The sequence below is a fragment of the Lysobacter soli genome, from assembly GCF_003382285.1.
In the GTDB taxonomy this organism is placed as follows: domain Bacteria; phylum Pseudomonadota; class Gammaproteobacteria; order Xanthomonadales; family Xanthomonadaceae; genus Lysobacter_J; species Lysobacter_J soli.
Genome location: NZ_QTJR01000001.1, coordinates 430,700 through 447,100, shown reverse-complemented (window position 1 = coordinate 447,100; position 16,401 = coordinate 430,700). Strand labels below are relative to the sequence as shown.

At 69.3% G+C, this 16,401-nt stretch carries 5 protein-coding genes; 4 read left to right on the top strand and 1 reads right to left on the bottom strand.

What is annotated here, in order from left to right; translation table 11 throughout:
- Nucleotides 1–176 precede the first annotated feature (176 nt).
- Nucleotides 177–869, bottom strand: a complete 693-nt coding sequence (locus DX912_RS01900; protein ID WP_115840750.1) for a J domain-containing protein — start codon at nt 867–869, stop codon at nt 177–179.
- Nucleotides 870–1,311: 442 nt separating this feature from the next.
- On the opposite strand from DX912_RS01900, the gene DX912_RS01895 reads away from it, so the two are divergent.
- From DX912_RS01895 to DX912_RS01880, 4 genes are read left to right on the top strand one after another with little or no spacing between them, the layout of a single operon-like run.
- Nucleotides 1,312–8,613 carry a polyketide synthase gene (locus tag DX912_RS01895; protein WP_233433439.1) on the top strand — a complete coding sequence of 2,434 codons (7,302 nt, stop codon included), beginning with the start codon at nt 1,312–1,314 and terminating at the stop codon, nt 8,611–8,613.
- The gene (locus tag DX912_RS01890; RefSeq protein ID WP_115840749.1) at nt 8,610–14,717 is read left to right on the top strand and encodes a non-ribosomal peptide synthetase; all 6,108 of its coding nucleotides are present in this window, start codon (nt 8,610–8,612) and stop codon (nt 14,715–14,717) included. Before DX912_RS01895 ends, DX912_RS01890 begins: the two co-directional genes overlap by 4 nt.
- Complete coding sequence (locus tag DX912_RS01885) at nt 14,714–15,523, top strand: alpha/beta hydrolase family protein (RefSeq protein ID WP_115840748.1); 810 nt, start codon at nt 14,714–14,716, stop codon at nt 15,521–15,523. Before DX912_RS01890 ends, DX912_RS01885 begins: the two co-directional genes overlap by 4 nt.
- A complete protein-coding gene (locus DX912_RS01880; protein ID WP_147298539.1) occupies nt 15,520–16,401 on the top strand; it encodes an alpha/beta hydrolase family protein in 882 nt (293 codons plus the stop codon). The genes DX912_RS01885 and DX912_RS01880 overlap by 4 nt, the downstream gene beginning before the upstream one ends.

Here is a 16,401-nt window from a genome sequence, read left to right as displayed (position 1 = left end):
GAACCCGCTGGCGATCACTCCCCCTCTCCCGCGTGCGGGAGAGGGCAAGGGGTGAGGGCAGGCGGCCGGTAGCGCCTTCTGGTTGATTGGCGGATTTGCCCTCACCCCAACCCTCTCCCGCAAGCGGGAGAGGGGGCAAAGTCAGAAGCCAACGTCGTAAGCCGAAGCCAAAAACGTCACGGCCCGAACGCCTCTTCCTCGCCGTTCTCGTCTTCCTTGACCGGCCGCGGCGTCAGCGTCATCAGCCGGTTTGGCGGCACGCTCGCCCAGTCGACCACGTGGCCGTCCTCGAAGCGCACCCACGAGGAACCGTAGTTCCAGACGTCGTCCTGCACCCGCTCGGGCGGCCCCTGGATCGCGACGACGGCCGCTTCCTCCATGCCCAGCTCCAGCCGCGGCGTATTGGGGTCGACCGCGGCGGCCACGGCGTCGCCGCTGTCCGCGTGCGGCGCGACCTGCGCGGTTTCCGACCAGTGCAGCACCACCATCACCACCACCAGCACGAGCACGCTGAGCACCGCGATGCGCGGCGTCATGCTCTGCGTGGCGCGATCGCTTTCGCGCGGTGCGGCGCGCAAGGCCGTCGTCGTGAAGTGCGCGGGCTCGGGTGCGCCACGCGAAGACACTGTCGGCCCGCGTGGCGTGGAGCCCGGCAGGCGGCCGTGGATGCGGTGGAAACGGATGGCGCCCGAATACAGCGCGGTGAGTTCGGTGAGGGCGGCGTTGGCGTCATCGGAGGCCGGGCGATCCAGGTGCCGGTCCGGATGCAGTTCGCCCACGCGGATGCGATACGCGCGCTTGAGGTCTTCGAGGCTGCAGTCCGGATGCAGTCCAAGCTGCATGTACAGAAGCGCGAAGTCCTGGCTCATGGGGCCCCCTTGTCGGGGCCAATCCTAGCGCGGCTTCACGCGCCTTGCATCGCTTGGCCGATGCGGCGCGGAGGTGGCCGTTCGCACGCGTGGGACGCGTTTGATTCGACGAGAGGGGCAGGGAAGACGCGAATGCCGTGGTCGGCATCGGTCGTGCCGCATGTGGGGTGAGCGATGTCGTTGGGTTCCGGCACACAACCAGTTCGCAGGCCCGAGGCGGCCCGCGTCGTGGTGCCGGGCGCGGGGTGCGTGGCAGCGGTCCGGCCGCACCCGATCGCGACGACACGCCAACCTTTGGCCGCGCAACGCATCCGGGCGCAATGACGCAGCGGAGCCGGCGCGACAACCGGTCTTGACGCAATCCGCCGGCCGATCGACGCCGGTTTGGACGTGATCGTTGCCGACGGCGCACGTCGCCGGCAGGTGGAGAAGGAGCAGGCGCATGGGTACGCGGGCAGTGGCGGCACGGGAAGACACCGGCAATCCGATGCCGGCCATCGATTCGCCGCTGCTGGATGTACTTCCGCAGCATTCCGCTGCAGGCGACGATGCCGCGCAGTCGCTCGCGTTCGCGCTGCCGTCCGATGTTGCAGCCGCGCTGCATAGCGATGACCGCGCGCGTGACGTGCTGGTCGCGGCGCTGGTGTCGGTCGAGTCGTGGCTGTCGGGCGCCGATGACGTCCTCGCAACGGTGCGACGCGGCGATGCATGGCATCAGGCTCGCGTGGCGAGCTCGATCGACCGCGCGGCCCTGGCGGACACGACCGATGCCGCCGATCCGATCGCGGCCCCGCACCCGTCCGCGTGGGCGGTTTCGGATGAGCGCGGCGACATCCCCGACTTCGCCGCATCGACCTGGCGCATCGACGCCGAACGCCTCTGCGTCGACTTCCGCGCGCCGCTTTCGCGCGAAGCCGCGGCGCTGGTCGGCGAGGCCGTCGTCCGCAGCCTGCGCATGCTCTCCGCCGACGCCCACCTGCCGCTGTCGGACATCGACGCGCTGGATAGGGCCGACCGCGCGCGCCAGATCGACGAGTGGGCCATCGCGCCGCCCGCACGCAATGAATTCGATACCGTCCACGCCTGTTTCGCGCAGACGCTGGCCGCGTTCGCCGAGAAGACTGCGGTCGTGCATGGCGATGCCGCCATCACCTATGACGAACTGGATCGTCGCGCTGCTTCGCTCGCCACACGCCTGCGCACTGCGGGCGTGAAGGTCGGCGAGATCGTCGGCGTCGCGCTGCCGCGCTCGCTTGACGCGGTCGTCGCGCTGCTCGGCGTCATCAAGGCCGGTGGTGCCTATCTGCCCATCGATCTCGCGCTGCCGGCCGAACGCGTCGCCTTCATGGTCGACAACGCGCGCGTTCGCGCCATCGTCGTCGATCCCGAGCTGCATGCGCCGGCGCTGCCGCGCGATGCGCTGCGCGTGAACGTGCATGGCGACGATGCGCCGCTGGCCGACGAGCCCGGCACCGATGGGGACTCGCTCGCGTACGTGCTCTTCACCTCCGGCTCGACCGGCGTGCCGAAGGGCGTGGAAATCCGCCACCGCTCGCTAGTGCGTCGCCTACGCGGCGTCGACTACGTCAGGCTCGACGCGGACACGCGCATGCTGCACCAGGCGCCGCTCGGCTTCGACATCTCCGGCCTCGAGCTGTGGGGGCCGTTGTTCAACGGCGGCACGATCGTCGTGCACGACGAAGTGGCGCCCACCGCCGCGCGCCTGCGCGACACGATTGCGCGCCACGATGCCAACGCCGGGATCATGGCCGCGGCGCTGTTCAACGCCGTCGTGGACGAGGACGCGACGATCTTCGCGAACATGCGCGACCTCATCGCCGGCGGCGAAACGCTCTCGGTCGACCACATCCGCCGCATGCAGGCCATCGCGCCGCAGCTGCAGCTGCACAACGGTTACGGTCCGACGGAGTGCACGATCATGTGCACGTCCTACGCGATCCCGCGCGACCTGCCCCCGGGTGCGGCGTCGATCCCGATCGGCCGCGCCATGCAGGACACCACCGCCTACGTGCTGAACCGTCGCCTCCAGTTGCTGCCTGCCGGCGTGATCGGCGAGCTGTGCGTGGGCGGCGCGGGCGTTGCGCGCGGCTATCTCGCACGTCCCGAACTCAATGCGGAGCGCTTCGTGCCCAATCCCTTCCTCGACGGCGACGTGCTCTATCGCACCGGCGACCAGGTGCGGCTGCGCGAGGACGGCCTGATCGAATTCGTCGGCCGCACCGACGCGCAGGTGAAGATCCGCGGCCATCGCATCGAACTGACCGAGATCGAGTCCGTGCTCGCGCGTCATCCCGCGATCGCCTCGTGCGTGGTCGTCGCGCGCGCCGATTTCCCCGGCGAGAAGCGCCTGGTCGCGTACTACGTCGATACCGGCGTGGAAGCCCACGCGCCGCAGCTGCGCGCGCATCTCGCCGCGGCGCTGCCGCCGTACATGGTGCCTACGCGCTACGTGCGGATGGACGAGCTTCCGCTGACGACCAACGGCAAGATCGACCGCCGCGCCTTGCCCGCACCGGATCGCCGCCGGCCCGAACTCACTTCCGATTTCGCAGCGCCGATCAGCGCAATCGAAACGAAGCTGTGCACCGCGTTCGGCACGCTGCTCGACATCGACGGCGTCGGTCGCGACGACAACTTCTTCGAACTCGGCGGCAGTTCGCTGCTGGCCGTGCGCCTGGCCGAGCACATCCGCGTGGAGGGCTGGCAGGCCGACGCCGCCGGCCCGCGCGTGGCCGCGCCCACGATCTTCCAGAACCCCACGCCTGCGCGCCTTGCGGCGGTGCTCGACGGCGTCCAAGCCGCGCAGGCGCCGACGCGCCGCACGGTCGACGCGCGCGAGCCGATCGCCATCGTCGCCATGGCCGGGCGTTTCCCGGGCGCGGATGACGTGGAAGGCTTCTGGAACAACCTGTGCGAAGGCCGCGATTCGATCACCCAGTTCCGCATCGACGAACTCGATCCGGCGGTGAGCGCGGCCGACCGCAACGATCCCGGCTACGTCGCCGCGCGCGGCGTGATCGACAACGTCGAACTGTTCGACGCGGCGTTCTTCGGCATCGGCCCGCGCGAAGCGGAGCTGATGGATCCGCAGCAGCGCATCTTCCTGGAACTGTGCTGGGAGTGCCTGGAGCGCGGCGGCCATGCGCCCGACGCGACCGGTTCGTCGGTCACCGGCATCTTCGCCGGCATGAACAACGCCACGTACTTCCAGCGCCACGTGTCCGCGCATCCGGATCTGGTGAACCGCGTCGGCGCGCTGCAGGTGATGCTCGGCAACGAGAAGGACTACATCGCCACGCGCGTGGCGCACAAGCTCAACCTCACCGGGCCCGCAGTCAGCGTGCACACGGCGTGCTCGACCTCGCTGGTCGCCATCGCGCAGGCGGTGGAAAGCCTGCAGTCCGGCCTGTGCGACATGGCGCTGGCCGGCGGCATCGCGGTGACGTGCCCGCCGCGCAGCGGCTACCTCTACCAGGAAGGTTCGATGCTGTCGCCCGACGGCCACACGCGCACCTTCGACGCGAATGCGAAGGGCACGGTGTTCGGCGATGGCGCGGCGGTGGTGCTGCTCAAGCGGCTGTCCGACGCGATCGCCGACGGCAATCCCGTCTATGCGGTGATCCGCGGTAGCGCGCTCAACAACGACGGCGCCAATCGCGCCAGTTTCACCGCGCCCAGCAGCGAAGGGCAGGCGGCGGTCATCGCGCTCGCGCACGACAAGGCGGGCGTGGACGCGCGCAGCATCACGTATGTCGAAGCGCACGGCACGGCGACGCCGCTCGGCGATCCCATCGAGATCGAAGGCCTGACACGCGCATTCCGCCGTTCCACCGGCGATGCGGGCTTCTGCCGCATCGGTTCGCTGAAGAGCAACGTTGGCCACATGGTGACGGCGGCCGGCGCGGCGGGCGTGATCAAGACCGCGCTGTCGCTGCACGAGAAGCGCATTCCCGCGAGCATCCATTTCGAATCGCCGAACCCGACGATCGACTTCGCCAGCACGCCGTTCGTGGTGAATGCGCGCATGAGCGCGTGGGAACGCGAGGGCGACGCCCCGCGCCGTGCGGGCGTCAGTTCCTTTGGCCTCGGCGGCACGAACGCGCATGCCGTGCTCGAAGAAGCGCCGCTGCTGCCCGAGTCCGACGAGGCGCGCGGGCCTCAGCTGCTCGTGCTGTCGGCGCGCACGCCGGCGGCCCTGGGCGCGGCGACGGCGCGGCTGGCCGATCACCTCGACGCGAATCGCGACGCGAACCTCGCCGATGTCGCATGGACGCTCGCGGTTGGGCGCAAGGCCTTCGCGCACCGCATCGCGATTGCGGCGGACGACGCGGCGACCGCAATCGAAACGCTGCGCGCTCCCGACACGCAGGCCGATGCACTGCGCAGCCGCCCGGCGCGCGCGGCCGAAGTCGTCTTCATGTTCCCGGGGCAGGGCGCCACGTATCCCGGCATGGGCCGCAGCCTGTACGAGGCCGAGCCCGTCTTCCGCGACGCGCTGGACGAATGCGCCGGGCTGCTGCGCGACGACCTCGGCTTCAGTCTTCGCGAACGCCTGTTCGCCGACGACGCCGAAGCGCTGCTGCCGACCTCGATCATGCAGCCGGCGACGTTCGCCATCGAATACGCGCTGGCGAAGTGGTGGATGAGCCGCGGCATCGCGCCGGCGATGATGATCGGCCACAGCATCGGCGAGTTCGTCGCCGCGACGCTGGCCGGCGTGTTCGAACTGCGCGACGCCTTGCACCTCATCGCGCGTCGCGGTGCGCTGATGCAGGCGCAGCCGGCCGGCTCGATGCTGTCGATCCGGCTTCCCGCCGATGCGGTACGCGACCGGTTGCCGGCGACGCTGTCGCTCGCTGCCGAAAACTCGCCGCTCGCCTGCGTGGTCGCGGGCGAATCCGATGCCGTCGCCGCGTTCCAGGCGCAGTTGGAAGGCGAGGGCATCGCCTGCCGGGCGCTGCGGACCTCGCACGCGTTCCACTCGGCGATGATGGAACCGGTGGTCGCGCCCTTCCGCGACGCCGTCGCCGCGATGCGCCTGAACGCGCCGACGCGGCCGATCGTCTCCACCGTCACCGGTGCGGTGCTGACGGCGGACGAAGCCACTTCCCCCGACTATTGGGCGCGCCACCTGCGCGAGCCGGTGCGCTTCTCCAGCGCGCTGCAGGCGCTGCTGGGCGACGCCGATGCCGCCTCGCGCGTGCTGCTGGAAGTCGGCCCGCGCGGCACGCTGAACGCGCTCGCGCGGCAGCAGCCGGTGGTACAGAAGCAGCGCATCGCGACCGTCGCCAGCCTCGCCGACCACCCGTCGAGCGAGCGCCGCGACCTGCTGGCCGCCGCCGGAAAGCTCTGGAGCCAGGGCGCGGCGGTCGATCCGTCGACCTTCGATACGCGTGCGATCCGCCATCGCGTGCGACTGCCGACCTATCCGTTCGAGAGACAACGTTATTGGGTGGAGGCGGTTGCTGCGAGTCCGGGCAACGTCGTCCCACACCCCGCCGTCGCCACCGCCGCACGAACCAACACCGTACTGGAGCCCGTCATGCCGTCCGCGTCCCTTACAGCCGTGCCCGCCGCCGCCACCGTCCCCGCCGCGCCCGCTCCCGGCCGTCGCGAACGCCTGGTCGGGCAACTGCGCGGCCTGTTCGAGAACGTCGCCGGTTTCGACATGAGCGACGCCGACGCGGACACCAATTTCATCGAACTCGGCCTGGACAGCCTGATGCTGACGCAGGTCGCCGTGCAGCTGCAGAAGACGTTCGAGGTGCCGGTGAACTTCCGCCAGCTCATGGGCGATTGCAGCAGCCTGGATCGCCTGGCCGGCATGCTCGACGCGACACTGCCGGCCGAAGCCGCGCCGGCCCCCGCGCCCGTGGCGGCCGTGGCCGTCGCGCCGGTCGCCGCCGCACAGATGGTGGCGATGGCGCCCGTCGCGCTGCCCGCGCTGGACGGCGGCAACGACTTCACGCGCCAGGTCATCGCGCAGCAGATGCAGCTGATGGCGCAGCAGTTGGCGCTGCTGTCCGGCGGCGTCGCAGCGCCGGCGGCTGTTCCGGTTGCCGCTGCTCCCGTCGCCGCCGCTCCCGCGCCGGCCGTTGCCGCGCCTGCGCCGCAGCCCGTCGCGCCGCCGAAGCCCGCCGAAGGAGAGGAAGACACCGGCGCCGTGCAGCAGAAGTACGACGTGAAGAAGGCCTTCGGTGCCATCGCGCGCATCGAGAGCCAGGTCGACACCGACCTGTCGCCGCAGCAGAAGGCCAAGCTCGACGCCTTCATGGACCGCTACGTCGCGCGCACGCGCAAGTCGAAGGAGTACACGCAGGCCCACCGCGCGCAGCTGGCCGATCCGCGCGTGGTCAACGGCTTCCGTCCGCTGACGAAGGAAATCGTCTACCAGATCGTCGTCGAGCGTTCGAAGGGCTCGCGCGTGTTCGACATCGACGGCAACGAGTACGTCGATGCGCTCAACGGCTTCGGCATGAGCCTGTTCGGCTGGCAGCCGGACTTCGTGCTCGATGCGGTGCGCGATCAGCTCGACAAGGGTTACGAGATCGGCCCGCAGCATCCGGTCGCGGGCGACGTTGCCAAGCTCGTGTGCGAACTCACCGGACACGATCGCGCCGCGCTGTGCAACACCGGTTCGGAAGCCGTGCTCGGCGCGTTGCGCATCGCGCGCACCATCACCGCACGCAGCACGGTGGTGCTGTTCACGGGCTCCTACCACGGCATCGTCGATGAAGTGATCGTGCGCGGCACCAAGTCGCTGCGCGCCGTGCCGGCCGCGCCGGGCATCCTGCGCAACACCGCCGAGAACGTGCTCGTGCTCGACTACGGCACGCCGGAGGCGATGGAGATCATCAAGTCGCGCATCCACGAGATCGCCGCGGTGCTCGTCGAACCCGTGCAGAGCCGCCGCCTGGACTTCCGTCCGGTCGACTTCCTCAAGGAACTGCGCCAGCTCACGCAGGACAACGGCGCGCTGCTGATCTTCGACGAAGTGGTCACCGGTTTCCGCTCGAATCCGGGCGGCGTGCAGGCGATCTTCGGCATCAAGGCCGACATCGCGACCTACGGCAAGGTCGTCGGCGGCGGCTTCCCCATCGGCGTGATCGCCGGCAAGCGCGAGTACATGGACGCGCTGGACGGCGGCCACTGGCAGTACGGCGACGATTCGGTGCCCACCGTCGGCGTGACGTACTTCGCCGGCACGTTCGTGCGCCATCCGCTCGCGCTGGTTGCGGCGAAGGCGGTGCTGGAGCACTTCAAGGCCGATGGCGGCGAACTGCAGAAGCGCCTCAACGCCAAGGCCGAAGCGCTGGCCGCGGACATCAACGCCTACTGCGCCGACGTCGGTGCACCGGTGTCGGTGAAGCAGTACGCGTCGGTGTGGAAGACGCACTGGCACGAGGCGCACCCGCTGCAGGACCTGCTGTTCGCGTCGATGCGCATGCGCGGCATCCACATCCTCGACAACTTCCCGTGCTTCATCACCACCGCGCACAGCGATGAGGACATCGCGCGCATCGCCGCCGCCTTCAAGGATGCGGTGGCCGAACTGCAGGACATGGAGCTGCTTCCGCGTCGTGCCGCGACGCCGAAGACGGTAATGGACGCCAGCAAGCCCGTCGTGCCCGGTGCGCGACTTGGCCGCGAACCGGATGGCACGCCCGCGTGGTTCGTGCCGAACCCGGAGCAGCCGGGCAAGTACATGAAGGTGAGCGCATGAATGCAGCCGCATCGGACAAAGGCCTGTTTCCCGGCGCCGTGCCCGAGGACCCGACGGTCGACTACGATCCGTTCGCCGAAGGCACGCTGTCGCGCGTAGCGCCCACCACCGAACCGCAGCGCGAAGTCTGGCTCGCCGACCAGCTCGGCGTGGATGCATCGCTGGCGTACAACGAATCGATCTCGCTGGATTTCCGCGGCGAACTGGACGCAGACGCGCTGCGCGATGCGTTGCGTGGCCTTGTCGCGCGCCACGACATCCTGCGCGCGAACTTCGGACCGGACGGCCGCACGCTGTGCGTCAACGACGAGCGCGAAATCGACCTCGCGTTGATCGACCTGTCGTCGCTGGACGATGCCGAGCGCGACGCTCGCGTGGTCGCGCACGCGCGCGAGGTCGTGGAAACGCCGTTCGATCTGGACCACGGTGCGCTGTTCCGCGCGGACCTGCTGCGCCTGGCCCCCGCGCATCACCACCTGGTGCTCACCGCGCACCACATCGTGTGCGATGGCTGGTCGTGGTGGGTGATCGTGCGCGAACTGGGCACGCTGTACTCGCAGGCGGTAGGCCATGCGGCGCAGGCGCTTCCGCCCGCCGAATCCTTCGCCGACTACGCGCTGGCCGAAGCCGAACATCCGCAGGGCGCAACCTATCGCAGCGATGAAGCGTACTGGCTGTCGCGCTTCTTCGATGGCGGGCCGATCCTCGATCTTCCGACGGACCGCGCGCGCCCAACGCGCCGCACGTTCCCGTCGATCCGCGAGGATCACCTTCTCGACAACGATCTTGTCGCCGCCGTGCGCCGCCTCGGCGCGCGCCAGGGCGCGAGCCTGTTCGCGACGCTGCTCGCCGGTTTCGCCGGGCTGCTGTCGCGCCTGACGTCGCAGAACGACGTGGTCATCGGCATCCCCGCCGCCGGGCAGTCGGTGGACGGCCATGACCACCTCGTCGGCCATTGCGTGAACCTGCTGCCGCTCCGCTTTGAACTCGACCACGCGCAGCCTTTCGAGCAGGCGCTCGGCGGCGCGCAGTCCACGCTGCTGGACGCCATCGAACACCAGCGCTACACCTTCGGCACGCTGCTGAAGAAGCTGCCGCTGCAGCGCGATCCCGCGCGCCTTCCGCTGTGCAGCGTGATGTTCAACATCGACCAGGCGATGGATCAGGAGAGCACGGGCTTCCATGGCCTGGGCATGCGCCTGATCACCAACCCGCGCAGTTACGAGAACTTCGAACTGTTCGTCAACGCCGTGCAGGTGCAGGGCGGCATGCGGCTGGAATGCCAGTACAACACCGACCTGTTCGACAACGCGACGATCCGCCGCTGGATGGCCGCGTACGAAACGCTGCTGCGCGAGGCCGTCGCGCGCCCGGACCTGCCGTTCGGTCGCCTCTCCGTCGTGTCCGAAAACGCGCGTGCGGAGCTGCAGGCGTTGCAGCCGGCGCCAGTGCCGTTCGATCGCGAACGCCGCATGCACGAGGTGTTCGAACGCCAGTGCGACCGCACGCCCGACCGCATCGCCGTCGAATTCAACGACGAGCACGTGCGCTACGACGAACTCGAAGCGCGCGCCAATCGCATCGCGCACCTGCTGCGTGCGCGCGGCGTCCATCGCGGTTCGCTGGTCGGCCTCGTGCTCGACCGCGGCGTGGACATGCTCGCAGGGCTGCTCGGCGTGCTGAAGGCCGGCGCCGGTTACGTGCCGCTGGATCCGAATTTCCCGGCCGAACGCCTCTCGTACATGGCCAGCGACGCCGGCCTGGCCGCGCTGCTGACGACGAGCAGGCACGCCGACCACTTCGATCTGCGCGGCCGCCCGGTGCTCGCGCTCGACACGTTGCAGGATGAACTCGCCTCGCTGCCGACCTCGCGCATCGGTCGCGACGCTGGCGCGGCGCAGCCGGAATCGGTCGCCTACGTCATCTACACCTCCGGTTCGACCGGTCGCCCGAAAGGCGTGCAGGTGCCGCACCGCGCAGTCAGCAACTTCCTGTCGAGCATGGCGAAGGAACCGGGCCTGGGCGCGGAGGATCGCCTCGTTGCGGTGACCACGCTGTCCTTCGACATCGCCGTGCTCGAACTGCTGCTGCCGCTGAGCGTGGGCGCGCGCGTCGTGCTCGCCGACCGCGTCACCGCGGCCGACGGCGTCGCGCTCAAAGCGCTGATCGCCAGCAGCGGCGCGACCGTGATGCAGGCGACGCCGGCATCGTGGCGCCTGCTGCTCGATGCCGAATGGCAGGGCAATGCGAACTTCACGATCCTGTGCGGTGGCGAAGCGCTGCCGGCGGACCTGGCGTCGCAGCTGCTCACGCGCTGCGGCTCGCTGTGGAACGTCTACGGTCCGACCGAAACGACGGTGTGGTCGACGTGTTCGCGCGTGACGTCGGCGTCGGACATCCACATCGGTCGTCCGATCGACAACACGCAGGTGTGGATCCTCGATCCGCGCGGCGAGCTGTGCCCGCTCGGCGTGCCGGGCGAGATCTGGATCGGCGGCGAAGGCGTGACGCTGGGCTATCTCGATCGCGCGGAGCTCACGGCCGAGCGCTTCGTGGCAGATCCCTTCGCGGCGTCGAAGGGCGCGCTGCTGTATCGCACGGGCGATCGCGGCCGCTGGCGCCAGGACGGCGTGCTCGAACACCAGGGACGCCTGGATTTCCAGGTGAAGGTGCGCGGTTATCGCATCGAACTGGGCGAGATCGAAGCGCTGCTTGCGGCGCATGCGCAGGTCGCGCGCGCGGTCGTGGTCGCGCGCGAGGATCGCCCCGGCGACGTGCGTCTGGTGGCGTATGTGGTGGGCGAGGGCGGTGCACTCGACGAAGCGGCGCTCGTGTCGTACCTCAAGGGGTCGCTGCCCGATTACATGATCCCGCAGCACATCCTGTTCCTCGATGCGATCCCGCTGCTGCCCAACGGCAAGATCGACCGCAAATCGCTGCCTGCGCCCGACCTGACCGTGAAGCTGGCCGGCGAACGCGTCGCGCCGCGCAATGCGCTGGAACGCACGATCGCCGATGCCATGGCGAAAGTCCTTGGCGTCGCGGAAGTCGGCGTCGACGATGATTTCTTCTCGCTAGGCGGGCATTCGCTGCTCGCCGCGCAGCTGACCTCGCGCATCAACAAGGAACTGGGGATCACGCTGTCGCTGCGTGCGCTGTTCGACGGCCCGACCGTCGCCAAGCTTGCGCGGATGGTGCAGGGCATGGACGGCGAGGCGCTGCCTGCGCGCGAGCCGATCAAGCCGCTCACCGATCGCACGCGCGGGCCGATGTCGGTCATGCAGGAGCGGCTGTACCTGCTCGAACAGTTCAACCCCGGCCAGATCACCTACAACACGCCCAGCGCGCATCGTCTGCGCGGACCGCTGGAGCTGGATGCGTTCCAGGCCGCGCTGAACGCGATGATCCAGCGCCAGAGCGTGCTGCGCACGACCATTGGCCTCATCGACGGCGAGCCGATGCAGATCGTGCACGACGTGGTCGATGTCGACATCACCGACGTCGTCGACGTGAGCCATCTCCCGAAAGACGAGCGCGAGGCAGAAGTCTCCCGCCGCATGGACGCGCTCATCCAGACGCCGTTCGAACTCGATCGCGCGCCGCTGATCCGCTCGCGGCTGTTCCGCCTCGGGCCGGAAGAGCACGTGTGGTTCTTCATGACGCATCACCTGATCTGGGACGGCTGGTCGTTCGACCTGATGTACACCGACATGGCCGAGCTCTACGCCGCGCAGCTGGGGAAGCGCGAGCCGAAGCTGCCGGAACTGACGGTGACGTACGCGGATTTCTCCGCGTGGCACCGCGACTGGCTGCAAGGCCCGGAATACGCCAAGCAGCTGGCGTTCTGGCGCGAGCGGCTGGGCGGCGTCGGCCACGCGATCGAAGCGCTCCCGACCGACCTGCCGCGTCGCCCGGGCATGTCGGGGCGCGGCGTCACGCATCGCATCACCGTCGCCAGCGACGTGACCGCGGCGCTGCACGAGACCGCGCGCAAGGTCGACGCGACGCTGTACATGGTGCTGCTCACCGCGTACTTCGCGCTGATCAGCCGCACGTCGAACCTGCGCGAGCTGATCGTCGGCACGCCGGTGCGCGGGCGCAACACGGCCGAAGTCGAGAACCTGATGGGCTACTTCACCAGCCTGCTGCCGCTGCGCATGGAGATCGATCCATCGATGACTTTCGCGCAGGCCGTGAAGCAGGTGAAGGACGTCGTGCTGGACAGCTTCGCGCATCCGGACATCCGGCTCGAAGACCTGGTGCGCGAGCTGAGCGTGCGCAGCCGGGAAGGCGGCGCGGTGCTGTATCACGCGCTGTTCTCGTTCCAGGACATCCGCCAGCGCATGTGCGAATGGGGACCGCTCACGCACGAGCGCTATCCGGTGTTCCAGACTGCATCCACGCAGGACCTGGGCCTGTGGTTCGTCGAACAGGACACGGGCCTGTCGGGCGGCTTCATCTACAACGCCGACATCTTCCTGGACGAAACCGCGGCGCTGCTGCGCGATCGCTACGTCGCGGTACTGAAGGCGCTCGGTCGCGATCCCTCGCTCACGCTCGAGCAGATCACGCAGTTCGACGACGGTCAGCCGCTGCGCTTCGGTCGCACGCCCGAACCAGCGGGAGACGCGCAAGCGGAGCCCGCGGCCGCGACGGCCGAACAGACCGACGAGCCACTGGACGAACCCGGCCTGCAGCTGCTCGAGATCTGGCGCGACCTGCTACGCAAGCCGGACATCGGCGCGGACGATGATTTCTTTTCGCTCGGCGGGCATTCGCTGCAGGCCGTGCAGATGTTCCATCGCTTCAACAAGCAGACCGGCGTCAACCTGCCGTTGGCCACGCTGCTCACCGCGCGCACGGTGCGTGCGCTGGCGCGCGAGTACCAGCGCGTGAGCAACGACATCCACGCGCATGGCGACGACGCACGTCCGGATCCGTGGGCGCCGCTGGTGCCGATCCGCCCGCACGGCGAAGGCGCGCCGCTGTTCCTCGTGCATGCGGTGGGCGGCAACGTGCTGAACTACCGTCCGCTCGCCGAGGCGATGCCCGCCGGCATCCCGGTCTACGGCCTGCAGGCGCTCGGCCTGGACGGCCGCACCGCACCGCTGGACAGCGTCGAGAAGATGGCCGAACGCTACGTGCGCGAGATCCGCAGCGTGCAGCCGCACGGCCCGTATCACGTGGCCGGCGGCTCGATGGGCGGCATCATCGCCTTCGAGATGGCCCAGCAACTGATGGCCGCCGGCGAAACCGTCGGCATGCTCGGCCTGGTCGATACCTCGGCGGAGTTCGGCATCCGCTATCGCGCGCAGGCGCAGAGCGGCCTCTCCGGTCGCGTGCGGCGGCTGCATCGCCGCATGCAGGGGCAGACGCTGGGCGAGCGCATCGCGACGCTCGGCGGCGTCGTCGGCGGGCGCCTGCAGGCGTCGAAGCTTCGCCAGCAGGCGCAGCAGGCACGCGACGCGGGTGAGGAACTGCCACACAACGTGCGCTACGCCGAGCTCGAAGCCACGCACATGCGTGCGTACGTGAAGTACTTCGTCAAGCCGTATGCCGGTGGCATCGTGCTGTTCCGCGCCGACAACCAGCCGCCGGAGCTCAGCGCCAAGCCGAAGCTTGGCTGGGAAGCGATGTGCGGCAACGTGCATGTCGTGCCGATTCCGGGCGACCACCAGGGCATGATCGAATCGCCGGCGCTGGTGGCGAAGCTCGCCGCGGCAATCCTGAGCGCGCAGGGGCGCGGCGAACCCGCGCCTTCGGTGGAGAAGGCGGATGCGTCGGACAACGATGCCGTTGCCGACCACGACCCGCGCGCGATCTACCTGCGCGAGTTGTGGAAGGAACTGCTCGGCGTCGACGTGCGCGCGCAGGACAACTTCTTCGACCTTGGCGGCAACTCGATGCTCGCGGTGCAGATGTCCAGCCGCGTGGCGAAGGACACCGGCGTGCGCATCCAGCTGATGCGGCTGGCGGCGACGAACCTGGCGCAGATCGCCGCGGACCTGCCGATGAACATTGCGCGCGAGGAACGCAGCGGCATGGGGTCGCGCATGGCACGCACGATGAAGCGCCTGCTGCGCACGCCGGGGACGGTCGAATGAGCGCGCCGTTCTTTTTCGGTGCACCCGGACGCAACCTGTTCGGCCTGTTGCACGGACGCGAGGACGCGAATCCGGAATCGAACCAGGCGCTGCTGCTGTGCGCGCCACTGCTGCAGGATGGCATCCGCAGCCATCGTGCGCTGTGGTCGCTCGCGCAGACGGTGGGGCAGTACGGCATTCCCGCGCTGACGTTCGACTGGTATGGCACCGGCGATTCGGGCGGGCAGGACATCGAGCTCAGCCTGCCGGGCATGCTCGACGACCTGGAACGTGCATCGACCGAACTGCTGCACCGGGGTGAAGTGGACAGCGTGCAGTTCCTCGCGCTGCGAAGCGCGGCGTTGCCGCTGCTCGCCGCGCTGGAACGCCGCGTCGATCCGGTCGAAGTCGTGCTGTGGGATCCGCAACTGGTCGGCGCGACGCTCGTGGCCTCGTGGAGAGGGCAACATCGTCAGCAACTGCATGGCAGCGGCCGCTACGTGAACGTCACGCACGAATCCGACGAAGGCGAGCTGCTCGGCTTCGGCGCCACCGACGCGTTGCTCGACGCATTGTCCGCACTCGATGCCGCGCACTTGAAGCTGCCGCGCGGCAGCCGCGTGCGCATGGCGGTGTGGGAAATGGACGAGGAGCTCGATCGCTTCGCCCGCGAGCAACGCGCTGGCGGCGTGTCGGTGGAAGCGGTGCTGCTCGACGAAGGCGAGCGTCCCGAATGGAACGTGCCGTCGCGTTTCGGCGGCCAGGTATTCCCGCGTCGCGCGGTCGCCCAGCTCGCGCAGCGCATGACCGCACAGGTGCCGTGGTGAACCTGCAACTCGACGAGAAGGCGCTGGAAGGCCGCACGGAGGTCGCGCGGTCGCACACTCACGCGGCGACGCACGCGCACGACGCGTTCGTCGAGACCGCGCATGGATTCGGCGAAGGCCTCGTCGGCGTGGTCACGCGGCCGCACGGCGACGTGGCGAAGGTCGGCGTGCTGTTGCTCAACGCAGGGCTCACGCGCCATACGGGTCCGTTCCGCATGCACGTGGAACTCGCGCGCATGCTCGCGGCGCTGGGTTTCGCGGTATTTCGTTTCGACCAGTCCGGCCTCGGCGACAGCGCGCTGCCGGGCAAGGCCGCGGGCGAGCGTCGCCAGCGCGAGATCGACGCCGCGATGCGCGTGCTCGCGCACGAAACCGGTGCGGAGCGCTTCGTCCTCTGCGGCCTGTGCTCGGGCGCCGACGACGCGTTCCATGTCGGCGCCGTCGATGCGCGCGTGGCCGGGGCGATCCTGCTGGACGGTGTGGCGTATCCGACGCCGGGCTTCTGGGTTCGGCATGTCGTGCCGCGATTGTTCGACGTCGGAAAGGTGCTGCGTTTCCTGATGTCGCGCCGCAATCCCGCGCCGTCGCTGTCGGATTTCCGCGACTGGCCCGAACGCGGGCAGGCACGCGGCATGCTCTCGGAGATGGTCGCGCGCGACGTTCGCCTGCTGTTCGTCTTCACCGGTGGCGCGTACCACTATTTCAACCATCGCGCGCAGCTGGCCGCGAGCCTCGGGCGCGCCGCGCAGGAGAAGCAGGTGAGCCTGGAGTTCTGGCGCGAATACGACCACACCTTCTTCCTTCGCAAGCATCGCGGCGTGCTGTTCAAGCGCATCGCCGCGTGGATGCAGGCCGAATTCGGCGCGCGGACGCCCTGA

What these genes read in the sequence shown, in the direction of transcription:
- DX912_RS01900 (WP_115840750.1), bottom strand. Translation starts at nt 869, where the DNA reads ATGAGCCAGGACTTCGCGCTTCTGTACATGCAGCTTGGACTGCATCCG.
- DX912_RS01895 (WP_233433439.1), top strand. Translation starts at nt 1,312, where the DNA reads ATGGGTACGCGGGCAGTGGCGGCACGGGAAGACACCGGCAATCCGATG.
- DX912_RS01890 (WP_115840749.1), top strand. Translation starts at nt 8,610, where the DNA reads ATGAATGCAGCCGCATCGGACAAAGGCCTGTTTCCCGGCGCCGTGCCC.
- DX912_RS01885 (WP_115840748.1), top strand. Translation starts at nt 14,714, where the DNA reads ATGAGCGCGCCGTTCTTTTTCGGTGCACCCGGACGCAACCTGTTCGGC.